This is a genomic window from Shewanella sp. 10N.286.51.B8 (assembly GCF_041469325.1).
GTDB lineage: Bacteria > Pseudomonadota > Gammaproteobacteria > Enterobacterales > Shewanellaceae > Shewanella.
Map to the genome: position 1 here is coordinate 117,560 of NZ_JBFRKG010000004.1, position 20,190 is coordinate 137,749.

General features: G+C 42.9%; 19 protein-coding genes and 1 pseudogene. 12 read left to right on the forward strand and 8 right to left on the reverse strand.

Annotated elements, in window-relative coordinates; genetic code table 11:
• The first annotated feature begins 52 nt into the window (after window positions 1-52).
• The 4 genes from fumC to dbpA all read left to right on the forward strand — a co-directional run bounded on the left by fumC (window position 53) and on the right by dbpA (window position 4,513).
• Entirely contained in the window at window positions 53-1,465 is a 1,413-nt protein-coding gene (fumC, locus tag AB4160_RS01790; RefSeq protein ID WP_303501796.1) for a class II fumarate hydratase, read from the forward strand.
• Between the two features lie 52 nt (window positions 1,466-1,517).
• Entirely contained in the window at window positions 1,518-1,913 is a 396-nt protein-coding gene (locus tag AB4160_RS01795; RefSeq protein ID WP_102438368.1) for a DUF2391 family protein, read from the forward strand.
• A 185-nt stretch (window positions 1,914-2,098) separates the two neighbouring features.
• Window positions 2,099-2,980, forward strand: a complete 882-nt coding sequence (locus tag AB4160_RS01800; RefSeq protein ID WP_372003419.1) for a pirin family protein — start codon at window positions 2,099-2,101, stop codon at window positions 2,978-2,980.
• Window positions 2,981-3,109: 129 nt separating this feature from the next.
• Entirely contained in the window at window positions 3,110-4,513 is a 1,404-nt protein-coding gene (dbpA, locus tag AB4160_RS01805; protein ID WP_102438372.1) for an ATP-dependent RNA helicase DbpA, read from the forward strand.
• Between the two features lie 102 nt (window positions 4,514-4,615).
• On the opposite strand, the gene AB4160_RS01810 is transcribed toward dbpA, so the two are convergent.
• The 3 genes and pseudogenes from AB4160_RS01810 to AB4160_RS01820 all read right to left on the reverse strand — a co-directional run bounded on the left by AB4160_RS01810 (window position 4,616) and on the right by AB4160_RS01820 (window position 7,269).
• Window positions 4,616-5,095: a hypothetical protein gene (locus AB4160_RS01810; protein ID WP_303411965.1), complete on the reverse strand. Its 480-nt coding sequence runs from the start codon at window positions 5,093-5,095 to the stop codon at window positions 4,616-4,618.
• A gap of 88 nt (window positions 5,096-5,183) precedes the next feature.
• Window positions 5,184-5,546 (reverse strand): annotated as a pseudogene (locus AB4160_RS01815) (DUF6445 family protein); the annotation flags it as partial.
• Window positions 5,547-5,850: 304 nt separating this feature from the next.
• The gene (locus tag AB4160_RS01820; protein ID WP_102532017.1) at window positions 5,851-7,269 is read right to left on the reverse strand and encodes a DEAD/DEAH box helicase; all 1,419 of its coding nucleotides are present in this window, start codon (window positions 7,267-7,269) and stop codon (window positions 5,851-5,853) included.
• Between the two features lie 277 nt (window positions 7,270-7,546).
• On the opposite strand from AB4160_RS01820, the gene AB4160_RS01825 reads away from it, so the two are divergent.
• Complete coding sequence (locus AB4160_RS01825) at window positions 7,547-8,620, forward strand: DUF3626 domain-containing protein (RefSeq protein ID WP_102476891.1); 1,074 nt, start codon at window positions 7,547-7,549, stop codon at window positions 8,618-8,620.
• Window positions 8,621-8,676: 56 nt separating this feature from the next.
• On the opposite strand, the gene AB4160_RS01830 is transcribed toward AB4160_RS01825, so the two are convergent.
• The gene (locus AB4160_RS01830) at window positions 8,677-9,558 is read right to left on the reverse strand and encodes a sensor domain-containing diguanylate cyclase (protein WP_102532015.1); all 882 of its coding nucleotides are present in this window, start codon (window positions 9,556-9,558) and stop codon (window positions 8,677-8,679) included.
• Between the two features lie 350 nt (window positions 9,559-9,908).
• On the opposite strand from AB4160_RS01830, the gene cydD reads away from it, so the two are divergent.
• Both cydD and cydC read left to right on the forward strand, forming a co-directional pair.
• Window positions 9,909-11,789, forward strand: a complete 1,881-nt coding sequence (gene cydD, locus AB4160_RS01835; RefSeq protein ID WP_372003422.1) for a heme ABC transporter permease/ATP-binding protein CydD — start codon at window positions 9,909-9,911, stop codon at window positions 11,787-11,789.
• A complete protein-coding gene (gene cydC, locus AB4160_RS01840; RefSeq protein WP_303445955.1) occupies window positions 11,789-13,576 on the forward strand; it encodes a heme ABC transporter ATP-binding protein/permease CydC in 1,788 nt (595 codons plus the stop codon). The genes cydD and cydC overlap by 1 nt, the downstream gene beginning before the upstream one ends.
• Window positions 13,577-13,742: 166 nt before the next feature.
• On the opposite strand, the gene AB4160_RS01845 is transcribed toward cydC, so the two are convergent.
• A complete protein-coding gene (locus tag AB4160_RS01845; RefSeq protein ID WP_372003425.1) occupies window positions 13,743-14,459 on the reverse strand; it encodes a nucleoside-diphosphate sugar epimerase in 717 nt (238 codons plus the stop codon).
• A gap of 420 nt (window positions 14,460-14,879) precedes the next feature.
• Here AB4160_RS01845 and AB4160_RS01850 point away from each other — a divergent pair, with 420 nt between their 5' ends.
• From AB4160_RS01850 to AB4160_RS01860, 3 genes are all read left to right on the forward strand, one after another.
• Window positions 14,880-15,254 (forward strand): PH domain-containing protein, encoded by a 375-nt coding sequence (locus AB4160_RS01850; protein WP_102438386.1) that lies wholly within the window; start codon window positions 14,880-14,882, stop codon window positions 15,252-15,254.
• A gap of 154 nt (window positions 15,255-15,408) precedes the next feature.
• Window positions 15,409-15,582 carry a YbaM family protein gene (locus tag AB4160_RS01855; RefSeq protein WP_102438387.1) on the forward strand — a complete coding sequence of 58 codons (174 nt, stop codon included), beginning with the start codon at window positions 15,409-15,411 and terminating at the stop codon, window positions 15,580-15,582.
• Window positions 15,583-15,645: 63 nt separating this feature from the next.
• Window positions 15,646-16,317: a nitroreductase family protein gene (locus tag AB4160_RS01860; RefSeq protein ID WP_102438389.1), complete on the forward strand. Its 672-nt coding sequence runs from the start codon at window positions 15,646-15,648 to the stop codon at window positions 16,315-16,317.
• Here AB4160_RS01860 and AB4160_RS01865 read toward each other — a convergent pair whose 3' ends face one another.
• On the reverse strand, window positions 16,318-16,533 hold the full coding sequence (locus AB4160_RS01865) for a TIGR02450 family Trp-rich protein (RefSeq protein WP_102438391.1): 216 nt from the start codon (window positions 16,531-16,533) through the stop codon (window positions 16,318-16,320). It lies immediately after the preceding gene.
• Between the two features lie 1,290 nt (window positions 16,534-17,823).
• Here AB4160_RS01865 and AB4160_RS01870 point away from each other — a divergent pair.
• Complete coding sequence (locus AB4160_RS01870) at window positions 17,824-18,204, forward strand: hypothetical protein (protein ID WP_303445958.1); 381 nt, start codon at window positions 17,824-17,826, stop codon at window positions 18,202-18,204.
• Between the two features lie 133 nt (window positions 18,205-18,337).
• Window positions 18,338-18,697 carry a DUF2750 domain-containing protein gene (locus AB4160_RS01875; RefSeq protein ID WP_372002053.1) on the forward strand — a complete coding sequence of 120 codons (360 nt, stop codon included), beginning with the start codon at window positions 18,338-18,340 and terminating at the stop codon, window positions 18,695-18,697.
• Window positions 18,698-18,856: 159 nt separating this feature from the next.
• Here AB4160_RS01875 and AB4160_RS01880 read toward each other — a convergent pair whose 3' ends face one another.
• Together AB4160_RS01880 and AB4160_RS01885 are read right to left on the reverse strand one after the other, a co-directional pair.
• Complete coding sequence (locus AB4160_RS01880; protein WP_372003427.1) at window positions 18,857-19,456, reverse strand: HAD family hydrolase; 600 nt, start codon at window positions 19,454-19,456, stop codon at window positions 18,857-18,859.
• A gap of 92 nt (window positions 19,457-19,548) precedes the next feature.
• On the reverse strand, window positions 19,549-20,112 hold the full coding sequence (locus AB4160_RS01885; protein ID WP_372003429.1) for a CIA30 family protein: 564 nt from the start codon (window positions 20,110-20,112) through the stop codon (window positions 19,549-19,551).
• Window positions 20,113-20,190 lie beyond the last annotated feature (78 nt).

Here is a 20,190-nt window from a genome sequence, read left to right on the forward strand (position 1 = left end):
AACCAGCTCTATAGCTTGTGTCATCAATAGCTCGGCTGCAAAGGATAACCTTATGGGCACATTTCGCACAGAAACGGATTCATTTGGGCCATTAAAGGTGCCTGCGGATAAATACTATGGCGCTCAGTCGGCGCGCAGCTTAATCAATTTCGCTATTGGGGTCGAGACGATGCCCAAGCCATTAATTCATGCTTTGGGAATGGTGAAGCAATGTGCGGCCAAGGTGAATATGGAGTTTGGCATTCTCGATACTGATATTGGTCAAGCGATTGAACAGGCCGCTGGCGAGGTGATGCAAGGCAAACTGGATGAACACTTTCCGTTGTCGGTATGGCAAACTGGCTCGGGCACTCACACCAATATGAATATCAATGAGGTGATTGCTAATCGCGCCATTGAATTGCTTGGCGGCGTGCTTGGCAGTAAAACCCCCGTGCACCCAAATGATCATTGTAATTTAGGCCAGTCATCAAACGACTGCTTTCCCACTGCAATGCACATCGCAGCAGTACTGGAGTTACACCAGCAATTGTTGCCCGCATTAAGGCATTTACAGCAGCAGCTAGCGATAAAATCGGTAGCATTTAATCATATTATAAAAATCGGTCGAACCCATATTCAAGATGCCACTCCGCTGACCTTAGGTCAGGAGTTTTCAGGTTATAGTGCCCAAATGAGTCATGGCATTGCTCGAGTTGAAGCGGTAATGCCTGCGTTATTACAGTTGGCTCAGGGCGGCACTGCTGTGGGGACCGGCATGAACTCAATTAAAGGCTTTGATATAAGCTTTGCTCAGCAAGTTGCCAAGCTGACTAAATTGCCCTTTATTACTGCGACAAATAAATTTGAGGCCATAGCGAGCCATGATGCCATTGTTGAAGCCAGTGGTGCATTAAATACCGTGGCCGTCAGTGTGATGAAAATTGCTAACGATATCCGCTTTTTGGCCTCAGGGCCGCGCTGTGGATTAGGGGAAATTAATCTGCCTGCAAATGAGCCCGGCTCATCGATAATGCCCGCTAAAGTGAACCCGAGCCAATGTGAAGCGTTAACTATGATAGCGGTGCAGGTTATGGGAAATCATACAACCATTTCAGTGGCAGGCAGCAATGGCCATTTTGAGCTCAATGCCTTTAAGCCAGTGATGATTTATAACCTACTGCAATCAATTGCTTTACTGGCAGATGGTTGTAGCAGTTTTACTGATAAATGTATTTGCGGTATTAGTGCCAATGAAGCACAACTTGCTAAGTTTTGTGATGAGTCATTAATGCTGGTAACCGCGCTTAATGACTACCTTGGTTATGATAATGCCGCCAGCATCGCTAAAAAAGCTCATCAAGATGGCTCGACACTACTAGCGGCAGCCCTTGCCCTTGGATTACTCACCGAAGCGCAGTTTAATCAGTGGGTCGTGGTAGAGAAGATGCTAGCGCCCCATGATTTACCTAAAGGCAAACCTTAAATAAACGATCGAATGATCTCGCTTAAAACACCGTCTAAGTAAAGAGTTGCTTATGAAACTTAATTTTAATATGGAAGATGCCAGCCAAATATTTGTCGGCGCTTTTGCTTTAGCTGTACCGATTTCTTTTTCTGAAGAAGCGTGGAAACTGGGTGAGACTTTACCCTTAATCAACGTCATGATGCTGTTTGTGTTGTCGGTGGTGTTTTTGGGGTTATTTACCTATCACAGCGTGTTTCAACATGATGTTAAATCACGGGTTATTGTGTTTATATTTCGGATCGTTATCGCTTATTTGATGGCGGCCTTGGTAGTGAGCTTGGTGTTATTATGCCTTAATAAATTACCCTTATTAGACGATCCCATAACCTCATTACGGCGGATTATTATCATTACTATGCCAGCCTCTATGGGCGCCATAGTGGTGGATAGCTTTGATAAAGAGTAAGCCTTAAAAGAGTAACCTGTAAAATAACCTTGCCTCTTTAGCTATAAGTATTCAGCTATGACCGTTCAATTTGGCCGCTAATAACTATCCGATTAAATCGACTAAAAGTAGCGTTTTATTACAATATTTATTCGATTAGTTGCTTGTTAAGCTAAGGCTATTAATCACTCATAGAGTAGAACATCATGAAAGTATTAGGCCGTTTTAGCGCTCGACCAGCAATGGATGGTGACGGGGTTAACATTAAGCGGGTTGCGGATTTTATCAATACCCGCTTTGATCCTTATTTAATGATTGATGAGATCAAATCAGATGATCAGCAAGATTTCATTGGTGGTTTTCCACCGCATCCTCATCGCGGTATTGAAACCTTTACCTATATTCGTAAGGGTGGCTTTGAACACCGCGATCAATTAGGTAATGTTAAAGCCATACGCGCTGGCGATGTGCAGTGGATGAGTACTGGCAGTGGGGTGATTCATTCTGAAATGCCATTAGCCGATGCAGAAGATGGCCTACATGGCTTTCAAATTTGGCTCAATATGCCCGCTAAAGACAAAATGCGTCCGGCGATCTATCAAGATACCTCAGAAAAGGCTAATCCAACGGGTACTAACCAAGACGGTGCGCAGTTAAAGGCGCTTGCTGGCCATTGGCAATTTGCTGGCAATGATAGGGACAATGACGTTGAGGTATTAGTCTCGAGTATTCAAGGCTTGGCGGGCAATGGTGCCATTGCGGATTTAACGCTCGCAGCTAATGGCCACGCCAGTATTGATTTATCCAGCCATGAGGTGGTTCATGCCTATATCTATCAAGGTGAGCTTGAATATATCGCCGCCAATGGAGACTTGATGACGGCCAGCGCCGGACAGTTATTGTTATTGTCAGCTGAGCTAAGTCATTTTAACAATGCTATCTCTGCCGAGACAGGGTTATTGTTACTGGCAGGTTCACCCATTAATGAAAAAATAGTCCATATGGGCCCATTTGTAATGAATAGCCAAGCTGAAATAGATCAAGCAGTAGATGATTACCAACAAGGGCGCTTTGGTAAGATCATTTAGCAAAGATATATCTGCCATGTGCGGATAAAATTGCTACAATATGCAATTAGGCCAAGGTATAAATATCTTGGCTGTTTTGTTTGTACTCGTTTTGTTTCAGTACCCGTTTTATATCAGAGGATATTCGCCTTGAGTCAGTCTACTCAACAAGCCGCTAATACGGCTTTCGCATCACTAAATCTTAAACCTGATTTGCTTGAAAATCTCAAAACCATGGGATTCGAGTCAATGACTCAAATTCAAGCTGAGAGCTTACCAGCAATCCTTGCAGGTGATGACGTGATTGGCCAAGGAAAAACCGGCTCAGGTAAAACTGCAGCATTTGGTTTGGGCTTACTAAACAAGTTAGATGTGAAACGTTTTCGCATCCAAACCATGGTGTTGTGCCCAACACGTGAACTCGCCGACCAAGTGGCAAAAGAGATCCGTACTCTAGCTCGCGGCATTCATAACGTGAAAGTACTAACATTGTGTGGCGGCGTACCAATGGGACCACAAATTGGTTCATTGGAACATGGCGCGCACATTATTGTTGGCACCCCAGGACGTATTGTTGATCATCTTGATCGCAATCGCTTAGATTTAAGCAACGTTAACATGCTGATTTTAGATGAAGCCGATCGCATGTTAGAAATGGGCTTTCAGCAGCAATTAGACCAAATTATTGAAGACACGCCGCGTGAGCGTCAAACCTTGCTATTTAGCGCGACCTTCCCTGAGCAAATTAAGCAGGTTGCTGATCAAATCATGTATAAGCCATTAATGGTTAAGGTTGAAGCGACGCACGACAACCTCACTATCGATCAGCATTTTTATCTAACCGAAGACAATCATGCACGTATGGAGGCTTTACAGTTATTGTTACTGGATAAGCAGCCTGAAAGTGCGGTGGTGTTTTGTAACACCCGCCGTGAAACTCAAAAAGTGGCGGATACGTTAGCTGAACAAGGTTTTAGCGTACTAGCCTTACATGGCGACTTAGAGCAGCGCGAGCGCGATCAAATGTTACTGCGTTTTGCCAACAAAAGTGCCCGCGTATTAGTGGCAACCGATGTGGCGTCTCGTGGTTTAGATATCGAAGACTTAGACGCGGTATTTAACTATCACATTGCCTACGATACCGAAGTACACATTCACCGTATTGGCCGTACCGGTCGTGCGGGCAGTACTGGCGCAGCTTACACTTTCTATAGTCATGAAGATGGTCATCGTATGGTTGAAATCGGTGAGCTAATTGGCCGCGAAATCGACGGTGAAGCATTACCAGCCATGAGTGCGTTAACGAAAATGCCACTTGAAGCTGAGATGGTTACCATTCAAATCGATGCAGGTAAGAAGCATAAGGTTCGCCCTGGCGATATCGTTGGTGGTTTAACTGGCGAAAATGGCATTGATGGCGCAGACATTGGCAAAATTAAAGTGACCGATATCCGTTCATTTGTGGCAGTGAAACGCACCGCGTCTAAAAAGGCACTTAACAAGATCACTAAAGGCCGTTTAAAAGGTAAAACCTACCGCGCTTGGTTCTTGTAGATATTATTTTGAGTCGGTAACGCTAGCGTTACTCACTGAATTGAAAGCGAGTTTAGTTATTACTAAACTCGCTTTTTTGTATCTGTGGAATAAGTTTATTGCTCATAAAATGAAGCTGAGTTTTAGTATACTCATCATCAGTACATAGCAGGCTAGGAGTTGCGATTTTCTGCGCCTTTGAGGTAATAGCTCGCTAATTACTTTTGTCTTAGTCACTTCTGATTTAGTCGGTTTGATTTTAGCAACCTTGGTTTCAGGCGATTTAGTTTTAATAAGATTATCTTGGCTGCAGCTAGTTGAGGAAGGCGTTAATCTATAAAGCGTTGATTGCCAGACAACAAAGAAAGAGATATTAATTTGATAGTCTTGCTGATCAATACTGAACTTGAACCGCTTAAAGGGCAAACAGTAGATCAATTGCGAAATGAGCTTTTTATCTTGATGTATGACTTCGAAGCGAGAAGTGAAGCGGTCATAGCGAACAATTATTTCTTGTTCGACTTTTTTGGCGTTAGCAGGGGCGGCTTCGCTTGCTGTAACAAGTGTATGCCGTTGCTGTTGAATCCTTTCAAATTTAAGCAAAATATTCCTTTAAATATGTATTAAATAAAGCGTTAAGTCATTTATTTAATAATAAAAGGACAATTATCCCAAGTTAAACTTAGTTCATCTACATCGACGCTCCCACACGAAAAAAAGAGTTAATTGAGGTGCGGTTATTAGGTGACTTCTTATCAAAATCAATATGCTCAGTGATGTTTGCACTATGAAGTAAATTACCTGAATAGATGATAATTCGATTGGGTTTAGCATCAACACTGAACACTTTTTCAAATAACTCATCTGAGTCATCCATATAGCCTTTTCTGTTATTGGCAGCCTTTTTTACATCCTCAACCATTTTTATAATCACTTCTTTGTCATCGACAGATAAACCCAGCTTCTCAGTTCCCTTGTAACGATAGAAACAGGTACCACCCAAGTCACTACCGTTGAGGTAATGTACTGCCGTCATATTTTGGCTGGTTAACGAATCAAAGTGGGCATAGTTTGTGTGGCATTAAGCTGTATCGGTGCCAGTTGCGCTTTTTATCCGCCGCCTTGTTATTTTCTGTTGTTAGTTAATGTATGCAATCACTGTCTTTTGAGAACAATAAATTGTCATGGGGTACTTTATGCATTAATGAAGTGGTTCTTGTTGTTTTTAAGAGTTTTTATCTTGTGTTTTAATCGGGTGTTATGAAGGCTTTAGGTTCCATTTTATTAAAGAAAAAGCCATAAAAAAAGGTATGAAAAACATTGTCTTCATACCTTTATTAACTCATCGCTGACTAACTTTAGCTACGCGCTTTCGGTCTTGCATTCGCATATGGGTCAACACTTGCAGAGCTTGAGCTATTTGCAGAGGTGTTATTGTTACGACGACGTTGCGGCTTTTTCGCTGCGCCACTGGCATCTGAATTAGCATCAGAACGTGAGTTTTGACGAGAGTGATGTCTAGATTCTGGTTTACCTGATCTATCACTGCTGTTTTGGCTCGCATGCTTACGGCGATTTGGGTTCGGCTTTTTATGGTTGCTGTTGTGGCCACCAGCGCGATTCAAATTCGGCTCAGGCAAAGTATGACATGCTTCATAACCGGCAATCTGTTTACGTTCAATTACGCGCTTAATAAGACGCTCAATATCATGCAGTAATTTGACTTCTTCATCACTCACTAATGATACCGCTTGACCAGATGCACCCGCACGGCCAGTACGGCCAATACGATGCACATAATCTTCAGGCACATTCGGTAAGTCAAAGTTAACCACAAATGGCAGTTGGTCAATATCGATACCACGGGCAGCGATATCGGTGGCCACCATCACTTGTGCAGTGCCCGCTTTAAAGTCAGCTAAAGCTTTAGTACGAGCGCTTTGACTCTTGTTACCATGAATAGCAACCGCTTTAATGCCATCAGCTTCTAGGTTTTTTGCTAAGCGGTTGGCGCCATGTTTGGTGCGTGAAAAAACTAACACTTGATGCCAATCATTTTCTTTAATTAGCTTGGTTAGAATTTTAGCTTTACGGCTTTTATCAATGGCGTATACCGCTTGATCAACCGTGTTCGCTGTTGCGTTACGTGGCGTTACTGAAATTTCAACTGGGTTATTCACTAAGCCTTTAGCCAGCTCGCGAATTTCATCTGAGAAGGTGGCTGAGAACATTAAGTTCTGACGTTGCTTTGGCAACATGGCTAAGATTTTCTTAATGTCACGAATAAAGCCCATATCCAGCATTCTGTCGGCTTCATCCAAAATAAGCACTTCAAGCTGACTAAAGCTCAATACTTTTTGTTGGCATAAATCTAATAATCGACCCGGTGTCGCCACCAAAACATCAACGCCATTTCTTAGTGCTGCAATTTGCGGGTTAATAGATACGCCCCCAAATACCACTGCAGATTTTAGCGGTAAGTTTGCGCCATACGTTGACACGCTTTCAGCAACTTGAGCGGCTAATTCACGTGTTGGAGTTAATACCAAGGCTCTAACTTGTCCGCGCTGTGCACGTTGACCTTTTGAAAGTAATTCTAGTAGTGGCAGGGTAAAACCTGCTGTCTTGCCGGTGCCGGTTTGTGCTGCAGCCATAACATCTTTGCCTTCAAGTACAGCAGGGATCGCTTGTGCTTGAATAGCGGAAGGCGTGTCATAGCCTTGTTTTTCAACAGCTTTTAAAATTGCTGCACTTAAGCCAAGGGAGGCAAAACTCATAGAATGATCTCTTTGGTCAACGCTAACGTTGTTTACAATAAATGGGAGCCAGAATGTGGCGGGCGTGAAGCTTACCTGAATAGGTGCATAAGTGCTAATAAATCGCCAATTTAACCCTTGGCCTTAGGGCATGGCATCCACAGCTAACGCTGGTGTTAGCGGTACTTTCACTCAGCACAATGGCCGAAATCGATGAATAAGGATTAATCTTTGATGGCAAAGTCGGCTATTTAACATACAATGAAATACAATCACTTACCGAATGGAGTCGCGATAAATGAAACCGCAGTTTGCCGCGCAAGTTCATATTGAAAAAACGCTGGCTTGCCTTCGTGAACAAGCCTGTTCGGTGATTAAAAATATTTTGCTGATGTCTAATATTTCCAGCCAAGATGTGCAGCAGGGAATGAAAAAGTTACATGCCCACGGCCAAGTGGCACTGCATTTTCATCCCGATCGCATTGATAGTCGCGGGCTCAGTGTGGCTGCTGGGCTATTAAAAGATGGCTATTATAAAACCCAGTTTGAGACTCATATCTCCAATGGCCAGTTATCACCTGAATTAGGTGGCCCTCGAGATCATTGGGAGAACCAACTGTTTGGTCAATGCTACTCAGGGGTAAAACATCGGCCTAAATATGGCGCTTTAGATTTAGGTTTTTGCCCACTAGGCCCAGCACCCCGTTTTGGTAGTTGTTACTTCATTACAAAGCCCCAAGTGTTATCTCGCTGCAGTTTTAGTTATATGGATTCATATCGCTTGCCAAAAGAAAAGGGCACGCTGCAGTGTTTTGAAGTGATTTTAGCGGCGTTACTTAGTGAAAGTTTTGAGCGCCATTATGCGCTGGGGCTGGCTAATATCAAACCGGCGCAGATTATTACGCATTTACAGCAGCTGCCTATGGAAGTTAATGTACGCTTTGCTCGCCAGCCCTTAGGTAATCTTGATCATTATATCGAAGCGCAGATCCACGGTGATGTATCACTGGATGATGATATTGCTTATCTGGTGGCAGACCCAAGTTTTAAACTCACTGAAGTGGGGGATTGCATGCAAGCCCTGTGTGAGGAATATGACATCAGATTGCTGTGGCATCAGGGTTATCAATTAACAGTTGATAGCGTGCCAAAAGATTTTCGTGGCCCTGATATGCCAGTACTTGCTCAAGCAATTGCGAAAGACGGCTTAATCACCGCACAATTAATTGGCAAAGCGGCAATGGATCTCACCTTAAAGCCAATGTTATGGAGTGAGCGCGGTAAGCAAGCACAGCAGTTACAGCAGTTGAAGTTAATCTGGCATGTGTTAGTGAAATTTGGTGCGATTGCGCCAACTGAGCCAACATCTTAAGCGACTTGCTAAAGCCTGTTGCTAAAGCCAGTAGCTAAATCAGCAGCCTGATAAGGCTAGCTAAAACGATAGGTTGCTCCGCCTTGGCGCTTGGATTTGTACATGGCAAAGTCAGCTGATTTAATCAAACTATCAAAGCATTCACCCGAATCAGGGTAAGTGGCGATACCAATACTGCAATTAACGTTTACCGATTGTTCGCCCAATTGAAAGGGCTTATATAAACATGCAATTAAGGTATCTGCCACAGCGGCAATGTCGTTGTTGTCGTGAATGCCTTCAATCATTAAGACAAACTCATCACCACCCATTCTAGCAATGGTGTCAGCATCTCTGATTTGGGCATTTAACCTGCGGCCCACTTCTATTAGCACTTGATCACCTTCGTTATGACCAAGGCTGTCATTGACCTTTTTAAAGTCGTCTAAATCAATATAAAACAGACAAAAACGACTGTTATTGCGTTTGGCTCTTTCGATATATTGTCCGACTCTGTCAGTGAGTAAGTGACGATTGGGCATTTGGGTGAGTTGATCGTAATAGGCAAGGTTTAATAACCGCTGGGCATCTTCAATGCGTTTGGTGATATCGCGGTTGATGCCGAGTGCGCCGAGAAACTGCTGTTGCTCATCAAACAGCGGGATACACATGGACTCAATCCAGCCTATGGTGCCATCTTGATGTTTAAAGCGAATTTCACCGCTCCACTTGCCATGCTTGGCCACTGCAGACATCACTTGTTCGGTGATAGATTCAGTATCCTCCGGCGAATGCAAAATACTGACGTGTTGACCCAGTATCTCGGCTTTACTATAGCCATATAAAGATTGAGAACCTGCGTTCCAATCGATCACAACACCTTCAGTGTCGGTGACCACCACAGCATCAAATAAATAATCAAATGCTTGGGCCCGCAGCGCAGGAAGATCAAATTGCATTTAATTGCATCTCCACAGTGAATTTTTAGTCATTAAAAAGGACTAACTAAATGTGGGTAGAATTAGGGTATTTGTCAATGGTTAATATTTGAACGTAGCAATGTTTATGGTTTTAGTCATGGGGAGTTTTTATGGCTCTGGTCATCAAAGCCGCTGTGGTTTTTAAGCAGATCTTTTAACCCTCTAAACAAGGTTAATAAGCTTTACCTACTATAATTTTTATTAGTATTGTGTGAGTCAGTTAACACTTCTAAGGTGGCGGCTGTAATCTAGGGCTTTAGCTTGCGATACTGCGGCAATTTTCCACACTTTACTGCGCCAATCTAGGCGTATTTCTCTTCAGGAATCTAATGGATAAAACTTTAGAAAAGTCCCTCACTCACTGGCTTAAATCGCAGAAATCATCTTGTGGTATTTTCCTTAAATTAGCCATTTTTACCGGGGCCGCTAATGGGGTGGCAATTGTTGCCCAAGCTTACTTGTTGGCGACCATCCTCCATGGGGTGATCATGCTGGAATTACCCATGGGCAGTTTTACGCTGCAATTTGGCGCTTTAATTAGTTTAATTCTAGTCAGAGCGGTGCTGGCATATGCTAGAGAGCGTTTGAGTTTTGAAGCGGGTAAACGCCTTCGTGGCGACATTCGTGAAGCTGTGCTCAATAAGCTCACCGATTTAGGTCCAGCTTTTATTAAAGGTAAACCAGCAGGGGCATGGGCCAGTGTGGTTCTTGAGCAAGTTGAAGATCTGCACGATTTTTATGCTAAATATTTACCGCAAATGATGCTGGCAGCGTTTATTCCGCTAATTATTTTAGTGGCGGTATTTCCGCTCAATTGGGCCTCAGGGCTGATCTTACTGGCCACAGCGCCGTTGATCCCCATGTTTATGATTTTAGTGGGCATGGGCGCCGCCGATGCTAATCGTAAAAACTTCAGCGCGCTGTCACGTTTAAGCGGCCATTTTATGGATCGCTTAAAGGGCATAAGTACCCTCAAGCTGTTTCACCGCGCAGAAGCTGAAGTAAAGCAAATCGAAACTGGCTCAGAAGACTTTAGGCAACGCACTATGTCAGTGCTGAGAATGGCATTTTTAAGTTCGGCGGTACTGGAGTTTTTTGCCGCGCTATCTATCGCTGTGCTGGCGGTGTATTTTGGCTTTAGCTACCTAGAGCACCTTAATTTTGGTCATTATGGGGTTAAAATTAGTTTATTTACCGGTATGTTTGTGCTGATTTTAGCGCCAGAGTTTTTTCAGCCATTACGTGATTTAGGCACCCATTACCATGCTAAAGCACAAGCCATTGGTGCAGCAGAAGCCTTGGTAGAACTTCTTGAACATCCTAATCCATTAAAGCAAGTTGACGAAAACTTTAGCGAGCAAACTGGCCAGCTGCGAAACACCGATCTCAGTAAAATTGTGATCACCGCAACAGATCTTGAAGTGCTCACCTTAGAGGGAAAACCCTTATTAGGGCCGATTTCATTTAGCATTAAAGCCGGCGAACATATTGCTATTGTTGGCCCAAGTGGCGCCGGTAAAACCAGTTTATTAAATGCCTTGCTGGGCTTTTTACCTTACAGAGGTTCACTGCAAATTAATGCCGCTGAGCTGAGTTTACTTGATAAAAACTATTGGCGCTCAAGGCTTGCTTGGTTAGGTCAAGACCCGCAGTTGTTCCATGGATCTATCCGCGATAATGTCAGCCTAGGCAACGCACAGCTCAGCGATGCTGAGATTATGGCGTTACTGCAACAAGCCAATATTGCTGATTTTGTTCAGGCTCATCCCCAAGGGCTTGATGCCATTATTAGTGACCAATCAGCGGGTATTTCAGTGGGACAAGCTCAGCGTATTGCCCTTGCGCGGGCGTTGTCGCAACCTGCGAGCTTATTCTTGTTGGATGAGCCCACCGCCAGTCTTGATAACCAAAGTGAGCAACTGGTTAGCGCCGCCCTTAATCAAGCCAAGTTGCAGCAAACCAGCTTGATGATCACCCATCGATTAGACCAGCTACAAGATATGGATAATATTTTAGTGATTGATAATGGCAAACTTGTGCAACAAGGCGACTATAAAACCCTCAGCCAGCAACCGGGTTTATTCAAATCAATGCAGCAACAAGATGATGGTTTATCACTGTTTATTACTGTTGAATCTGATACTGACGCGGCAAACGTAAATAACCAAGCCGAAATGGCGCAGAGCATTGGCACTAAGGAGGATAAATAATGCAAGTTTTATATCCGTTCCTTAAATTGTTTAAACGCCAATGGCTGATGATGGCCATTGGCTTGTTTCTTACCTGTACTACTATCCTTGCGGGTATCGGTTTATTGTCATTATCGGGCTGGTTTTTATCCGCAACCGCCATCGCGGGTTTAACTGCAGCCACGGCATTAGCCTTTAACTTTTTTACTCCTGCTGGTGGGGTGCGTTTTTTCTCTATTGCCCGCACCGCAAGTCGTTATGGTGAGCGCTTAGCTACCCATGAGGCGACCTTTAAATTACTTACGGATTTACGGGTTTGGTCTTGGAAAAAGCTGTTTCCGCTTAGTGCCAGTAATCTGCAAGGGTTACGACAAGGCGACATGCTTAACCGTCTTGTGGCCGATATCGATACCTTAGATCATTTGTATTTACGCTTACTGGTGCCAATGACAGCGTCATTATTGACCATCATTGCCTTGTATGCATTTTTATCTTGGTTTGATTTAACCCTAGCGTTAAGCCTATGTGGTTTGTTGCTGAGTGTATGGATAGTGCTGCCATTGATATTCTATCGCTTAGGCAGAAAACCTGGTGAGGCTGTGGTAGATGCTAAGCGCCACTTTAGAGTGTTAATCCTTGATGTTATTCAGGGACAAGCTGAATTAAGCATTTTTGCAGCTAATGATCGTTATAGACAAAAATTACGTGATGCTGAAACAGCCTTATTTAACAGCCAAACAGCCATGGCCAATATTACTGGTTTTAGCCAAGGGCTATTGATTGCGGTGAACGGTTTTGCTGTGGTAATGATGTTATATCTTGCTGGACAAGGCGTTGGTGCGCAGGTGCCGCCAGGCCCCTTAATGGCGACAATGGTGTTTGCTACTATGGCGTCAATTGAAATGATGATGCCAATCTCTGGGGCGTTTCAGCATTTATCTAGCTGTGTGTTATCGGCTAAACGTATTACTGAAATTACCGATCAGCAAGGGGATATTCAGTACGGTGAGCGCCAATTTCAAGGGGGTGAATTAGCTGCTACAGAACTTGAGTTAAACGACATTCACTTTGGCTATCAAGCTGAGCGGTCAATTTTAACCGGGGTTAATTTACATATAACCCAAGGCCAAAAAGTGGCCTTACTTGGGCCAACGGGCTGTGGTAAATCAAGCTTGCTTGCACTGATCACCCGTGAGTGGATGCCGCAACAAGGTCAAATCAGATTATCAGGTCATGATATTGCTGACTATGACGAAGTGTCATTACGCAACGCGATGACAGTGGTGAGTCAGCGGGTGCATTTATTTGCTGGCACAGTACGCGATAACTTAACCATTGCCTTACCTTATGTTGAGGGGCAAAAGAAAAAGGCCAATGATCAGCGCTTAATCGCAGTGTTAAAGCAAGTGGGCTTAGGCACGTTACTTGAGTCCGTAACGGCTACAGATCGCGGTGAAGAAATTGGTTTAGACAGCTGGATTGGTGACGGCGGGCGTCAGTTATCAGGTGGCGAACAGCGCCGAATTGGGGTGGCTCGTGCATTACTGCGTGATGCGCCTATTTTATTGCTTGATGAGCCAACCGAAGGGCTTGATAAACGCACTGAGCGGGAAATTTTACGCTTACTGTTTACGTTTGCTGAAGGTAAAACCTTACTGATGATAAGCCACAGACTCACCGCCATGGCTGAAATGGATCAAATTCATATGCTGGATAATGGGCTGATTGCCGCCAGTGGCACCCATGAAGACTTAATGCAAGATTGTGCTGAATACCAAGGTTTATATAAGCATTTAGCCAAAGACTAATCGGCTAATTTTTAAGGCTAGTGTTATTTTTAGATTAGCCTTTATTAACTGCGCCTTCATTGGCAAAGCTTTTAATGAATAAGCTTTCATCAAATAAGCATCTAAATGACAAGGCTAATTAATCAAGGCGCTTATAATAAGCGCCTTTTTTATGGAAATGAATAAGTTATTTAGCCGTTAAATGCATGGCTTTGTTATCTATGATTTGCACTGCTGGGGAGTGGTTATTAGCGGCTGTATGTAGCTCATTTTGTATAGCTGTCTGCAACATCACTTTTGCCACTCGCTCGCCGCTTATGGGCTTATATTTCACAAGTGGGCCGATAAACAAACCGGAAGTGAGTTTAAATAACCCTTGGCCTACATCCTCAAGTGCTCGCTGACTCGCACGCTCCCCTAATAACAAGCTTGGCTGAAATATCATTAGTTTAGGTAGGTTAAGCGCGACTAAGGCTTGCTGTACCTGACCTTTAGCACGATTATAAAAAATGCTTGAATTTGCATTGGCATCTAATGCCGTGACCACTGAAAAAGACCATGGCTTTGAACTGTTTCTGCTGAGTTGATGTTGTTGGATTAACTTAGCGAAATCAATAACTGCAGTCACATCTACTTTATTAAAATTATCTTGGCTACCCGCTTGCTTAATGGTGGTGCCTAAACAACAAAATGCATGATCGATGTCGATCGGAATGGATAAACTGGGGATGTCTTCTAGCTGGCATTGAATAAAGCTGAGCTTGTCGATGCCGTGGGTGCCTTCAGCCAGTTGTGGCAGACGTCGACCTAAAACCATTACTTGCTGGTAGCGCTCATCAGCCAGTAATCCAAGTAACACATTTGCACCAATAAGCCCTGTGGCACCAATTATTGCAGCATTCATATTTTTCCTAAAGTTCCAAGCCAGCATGTTGACTCTTTTTTATAAGCAGAGATTTTAGCATGGAATAAGCTTGTTAATACGGCTCAAAATAAGTGCGCACAAAAGCGCTGCTGCATAGGTAATTGCAGGATTACTGCAGGGTTATTAGTCCATAGCAGCTGCTATTGAACATTTATAAGTATTGGTTTTAGCATGGAATAAGCTTGTTAGTACGGCTCAAAATAAGTGCGCAGAAAGCGCTATTGCATAGGAAATTACCGGGTTATCAGTACATAACTGCTGTCATTGAACATCTAATAAGTGTCGGTTTTAGCATGGAATAAGCTTGTTAATATCATCAAGATAGCGCAGTATTTTGTGGCATAAATATAATGAATAAGCTGACCATTCAGTTTGAAAACATAAAAACAGGGAGACGTTATGGGATTATTTGATGCGATATTAGGTAACTCGTCAGAAGTTGATTTAGCAGAATTAGAGCAAGAGCTTGCGCCAATTTTGGCTGACAATGAGTCAGTGCATCTGGGTTATAAATTGATCCGCGATATGTTTGTGTTCACCGACAAACGGCTTATTTTAATCGACAAACAAGGCATGACGGGCAAAAAGGTGAGTTATCATTCAATTGCTTATAAATCGATGACTCACTTTATTGTTGAAACCGCAGGTACCTTTGATATGGATGCCGAGCTGAAAATTTATATTTCAGGCACAGAGCAACCCATAGTTAAAGAGCTAAAAAAAGGCACTGATGTGGTGGGCATTCAAAAAGCCATTGCTAACTTTTCACTTTAATTGCGAGTTAATGTGTTTTATAACAAAGCTGCCAGCTAACGGCTTACAAGAAACCGCAGGCCAACAACAATTACTGAGTTAACATATTGGCTGAGCCTTAACGCAAACATTATGTGCGTATGGTTAGGCCTACTTTACATATTGGATAACGCAAATGACCACAGATAACCCGCAACCATCACCTCTGAATGATGCCCCTAAATCCATTCAACTTGCGGTCGATTTAATTCAGTTACTCGAAGAAAATAAAATAGATACCACAACGGCGATTGAAGCATTACAAATCACCTTAGCTGATTTCAAAAAAAAGCAGCAACAGGGCACGTAATTGCCCGGAGTAACGGCTTGAGAACCACTCACATGGTCGAACTAAAATAATCAAGGAACAGATATGACCGAAGCTCACTTACCACTGACTGATTTCATCGAATATAGCCAAGCAGAGATGATTGAACGGGCGCAGCAAAACTATCAAAATGTAAAACGCCGTCATTCGATACGTAAGTTCTCTGATAGAGCGGTTCCTCAGCAGGTCATTGAGCAATGTATTTTAGCGGCAGGGACAGCGCCAAATGGCGCGAATCATCAGCCGTGGCACTTTGTCGCCATCAGTAACCCTGAGATTAAAGCGCAAATTCGCCAGCAAGCTGAAGCCATCGAACAAGCATTTTATGCCGGTCGCGGCGGTGAAGAGTGGCTCGATAATTTAAAGCCATTAGGCACTAATGCCAGCAAACCTTATCTAGAAACCGCCCCTTGGTTAATTGCGGTGTTTTCTAAAAAACGCAGCGAAGATAATGGTGAGCAAAAGCAGAATTATTACGTGCATGAGTCGGTAGGCATCGCCACAGGTTTTTTAATTCAGGCGCTGCACAATGCAGGCCTTGGCACCTTAACTCACACTCCCAAACCTATGTCGTTTTTAAGTAAAGTATGTGGCCGAGATAATGACAATGAGCGCCCCTATATGCTGATTGTGGCTGGTTATCCTGATGAGAATGCTACGGTACCAGAGCATGCTTTACACAAGAAACCGTTAACTGAGATTTGTGATTTTTTATGATTACTTCCAGCCTTGTAACCACTGGCTGGTTTGTTTTAACTCGCGCCAATTGATAGCAAATTCTTGACCGTTTAGCTCAGCTCTAATTAAGCATTCAATTACGTTTTGTTGTTCATCAAAACTGACTTTAGTGACCGAAAAGTGTTTTAGTTTTTCGGTCACATTGACCTTTGTCCATTTACTATGAAGTAACTTTTTTGGGTGTAATGGGTTCATTCATTTTTCCTAGTTGGCGGTCTATATCTCATCTGATTGTTTATTTACCTCATTACGTTATTACGTTGAATCGGGTTAAAAGGTTCAGCTATAGAAGGGTTCTGCTTCCAAATTCTGTTTGGATTAACATTGTGGTTTTTTCACATTCACACTTGCCCTCAATTTATTTTGCCATGTAAAAATCAAAGTCGTGGCGCTTCGCCCACACCAGAGTCAAGGGGGAAACTGCTTGTCCCCCTTAACAATCCCTCAGCCCCCGACGAAAAATGCTGAAAAGCGCATAATTTTCGACGGGGATTGATCCAGCTTCTGACTTCGTTTGTTGCTAACTTCGGCCCCTGTTTATTATAAAGAGTGAAAATGCTAACGCTTCCGATGGTGAGTCTGAAGTAAATGGATTTACAAATGTCACGGTGGCATGGATGCTAAGGAGTGACCCTGCACCGCGAAAGCTATGCTCACATTCATGTGAGCATCACGCTATTTTCTCTGCGTCCTCAATTCAAATTGAGTCGGAGGCAAATAGATCTTCAACTCTTTAGCTTTTACTTGCCGCAATATATGAGGCTAAATCGAAGATATGAAAATTCCGGTGTAAGCGCAGCTGTGACCGTCCATGACATGGCGAAGTTTCACAGTGTGAAACGTTCTGAGCGAGAGGCATGGATGCCGAACTGGCCGTTTAACAAGGATGTTATTTGTTTTGGCAGAGCTTTCAGGGACCTTTTGATTTATATAAAGAATGCAGCGTGTCACAGTAGTGCTTGCACATAAGGTCGCTCTTTCACATCTGACCCATAGGGATTTGGGAAATGTCATGATGATGTCGGGAACATCATTGACCATGTGATCGCGACATTTGTATATCCTATACATCACCTGCGGTAGGCAATTGGTTAGATTGAAGTAATGGCCTGCTGTAACGGGGCCAATATAAATGAAGTTTAAAGCTTAATATCACTGTGTATTAACGCAGTTATATTAATCCTCTAAGAATTTTTCATTATTATCGAAGCCAAAATCAGGTCAATTGGCATCGATAAATTTGAGGTTGAAAGTTTAACTTATATATTTCATGGGTTTATGTTATTCATATTGAGTAACAATGGACCCGATAAATGTTCAGGCTCAACTTTGCGGAGTGATTAACCTTAATGTGGTCAATAAAGTAGGTATTAGTTCTTTTATATCAGTAGGTTACATGATAAATTGAATTCAGAATTAATTATAAGCAGGGATTTATCCGAGACGCTGGATAATAAGCTGTTATATTTTTCTAGGGATTGAACATTGAGAGCTATCTTTGCACTGTGTTTTTTTAGTTGTTTTGCTAATTCAACAACTTGCTTTCATACAGAGGCGCAAGCGGAAGAGTGGAATAAAAAATACGGTAATCTTTTCAAAGTAGAAACTACTCTGAACAGCGGTGCATACGACGTAATTGCAGAGTTGCCAAAAAGTATTGATGGTCAACGCTTTGATTCAGTCTCGCTATTCGTGAGCAATCTTGAACACCCCACCTTTTTTGCTACATTAAGCACATATGAAGATGATGGTGTTACTAAAGTATGGTTCGTTACAGACCACAAAAACTTTCAACAGCATTATTTAAGTTTTAGCTACGGTACTGGGTGTGGCATGTCCGTAACACTAGAGGTTGATTTTGAGTAAAAATATAACAAACACATTATGTTCATTCGCTTCGCTCATTGGGACGCATACTCGCTGGCTGGCGCTACGCGCAATTTTAGCCAGCAAGTCTGCGCCCCATATGTGAAGCGTTAACTGTTTTTAAGGAGTGTATGTGTTTCAAGATGTAGCAACAACTGAAAGTAATTATCAACGTTTCTTAAAGCGAGTATCTGAGTTTGGCGCTGTTTGGGGACTTAAACACCCAGAAGGTGGTTGGGCAGTATGCCCATCTAACGAATATGAAGATATTGATGTGTATGTCTTTTGGTCTGATGAAGCATATGCATTACGTTGTGCAAAAGATAATTGGAAAGAGTATAAGCCTGAGATGATTACTCTTGATTCATTTATAGATAATTGGCTTCATGGTATGCACAAAGACGATTGTTTAGTCGGTGCTAACTGGGATGCAAATATGTTCGGCAAAGAAGTTGAACCTATTGAAGTTGCTAAGTTCCTGGTGAACAGTTAATGAGGCATTTAAATATAACTAAAACAGCGGGTTACGTTTAGCTTTGCTACGCATTTAAACCCTCTATTTTAGTCCGCTTAATGCGGCGTTACTAACCCACTTTTTGTCCAAAAAAAGTTACAAACCAATCCCAATCACGCCCCTAAAGTAGCGAGTTAACTAGCTATTAGACGCCAAAATCGCGTGTTGTAATTGTCGTAAATCATTCACAATAAAATCAGCCTGAGATTGATAATCAGGCTGCTTATTGTGGTTGATAAACACCGACTTCATCCCTGCATTTTTCGCCGCTTGAATATCATATAAATAATCGCCCACATAAATCAGTGACGCAGGGTCTAAATCCCAAGTGGTGGCGATGGCCAGCAGTGCATCTGGGGCGGGTTTGGCGGGATAACATTCGCGGGTTAATACCAGTTCGAGATTGATATTATTTTGCCTAAGCTTGGTGGCCGTGGCCGCTTTACTGTTGCGGGTAACAATGGCGCTGGGCAAACTTAACTGTTCAATGCTGCTGAGCAATTCTTGCATATGCGGCAAGGGTTTGGCATTCGTGGCATCTTGTGTTTCATGGGCCAAGATAATTTGGTTGGCTCTATCTCGCAAAGGCGGATGGGTAATATCGGCGACAAAACCCAGTAGGTCAACATCGCATGGGCAACCTAATTCCTTTTTTATTTGGCTAAAATCCAGTGCTGATTCAACCAAGGTGCCATCTAAATCAAAAATGACGCCTTTAATGCCGGCCAAACTTTTCATTGCTAATCCTTGCAGTCAAAAATAGGGTGATGAGGTGCGATAGCCGTTCGCGCTCACGCTCTGATTCTACACAGCTTATGCTTAGCTTGAGCTTATATGTGGCTATCAAATATAAGCGTATCTAAGGTAATACTAAATGGGCCTTGCTGTTTGGCGGCGATCAGTAACCCAATACGGCTGATATCAGCAAATTTTAACGCTGGCGCGCTGATATTTCTACCCCGAAAACGTGGCTGAAAATCTGTCACGGTAAATGTGTGTTCACTCCATTGCCCCGCTTGCGTATCAAAGTCGGCGGCATAGGCTTCACCAAAACTCAGTTTGGCGGTTTTTAGGCGTAATTGATAGCGTTTACCGTCACCAAAGACCCTAAGGGTAATACGGTCACTATAAGGGGCTGTTTGACGTAATTGAAACTCTATCGAGGCAAAGCCGCCATTATTATCTAGCGAGACATTACCGCTAAATACGGCATTTTGGCCTTGTTGAGAGTCAAGCTGACTTGCCGATAATCCGCCCATTACCGTGTCATTACTTATTCTGCCCTCTTTGACATGATTGGGGTTATCAAACTGAATTTCCATGGCGAAAGCCTTTATGCTGAGTAAATGAAATAACACCAAAGTGACAATATAAAGCGGAAATAACTTTAGCATAATGCTGTGCCTCAAGGTTGTTTAGCTGGCATTTAAGTTGAGTTATGGTTTTGATTGATGATTTTAGTAAAAAAAGCG